The sequence below is a fragment of the Klebsiella sp. 10982 genome, assembly GCF_048589245.1.
GTDB lineage: Bacteria > Pseudomonadota > Gammaproteobacteria > Enterobacterales > Enterobacteriaceae > Klebsiella > Klebsiella quasivariicola.
Genome location: NZ_JBMAXV010000125.1, coordinates 1 through 1,014, shown reverse-complemented (window position 1 = coordinate 1,014; position 1,014 = coordinate 1). Strand labels below are relative to the sequence as shown.

General features: G+C 51.3%; 1 pseudogene. It reads right to left on the bottom strand.

What is annotated here, in order from left to right:
* Positions 1-1,014, bottom strand: a pseudogene (locus tag ACKLKD_RS27880) (IS3 family transposase); the annotation flags it as partial.

Below are 1,014 nucleotides of genomic sequence, written 5' to 3'. Positions count from 1 at the left end.
AAAAAGGGCGCGAGAGTAAAAATTCATTTTTCAGGATACCGTTTACCCGCTCAGCCAGCGCATTCTGGTAGCAGTCATAACCATCGGTCATTGAACAGGTTATCCCATTTCTCTCATGAACTGACTGATAAAGTACCGAACAGTATTGCAGTCCTCTGTCAGAGTGATGGACCAGCGGACCTGTCGTTTTTCTCCCCCTCAGTGCTTGTCTTAACGCTTTTACCACGTTTTCTGTCTGCAGGTTCTCCCCAACATGGTAACCCACGATTTTTCTGGAGCAGGCATCAGTGACCAGACTCAGATAAGCCGTGCCGCTGCACAGCGGAAGGTAAGTTATATCAGCGACCCAGACCTGTTCTGGTTCAAGGGCGGTAGCTTGTTCAGGGCCGGGTTTCAGCAGATTAGGATGCCGGTAAAATCGATGATGGCTGTTGGTGGTTTTGTGATATGCCCGTTTCACTGGCACCAGGAGCCGGTGTTCGCTCAGCAGTCTAAACAAACGGTCCCGTCCGATATTCAGCCTTTTGCCGACCTGAGTGTTCAGCAGATAGTGCAGTTTACGTGTACCGATTCGTGGCTGACGACACCTGACCCGGGAAACAAAATCAAGGACATGAGCATGTTGTTCCTGTCGTTTTGTGCGTCTTGTATTGTCCTGATACCACGCCTGTCTGCTGTGCCCCAGAAACTGGCATGCACGCGTAACGGTTATTTTTGGGGCCGGACTTTGCGCGAGCACTTGCCGGGCCGCTTTTTTACGACACTTACCCCGTAATCATTTTTCAGAACATTGATAACCGACTCAAAAAACTCAGCTTTCTGGTTTGCCAGCTCAAGCTGTTCTTCAAGTTCCCTGATTCTTTGCTCGGGTGTAAGCGGGATAGTCGTCTGGGCCACGGGCAGTTTCCTCTTCACCTTGTCAGGAAGTACGGGGCTCCAGTCAAGCCGGCCATATTTACGCAGCCAGACAAGAACGGTGGAGCGCCCCTGAATGCCATACCGCTGCTGGGCCTG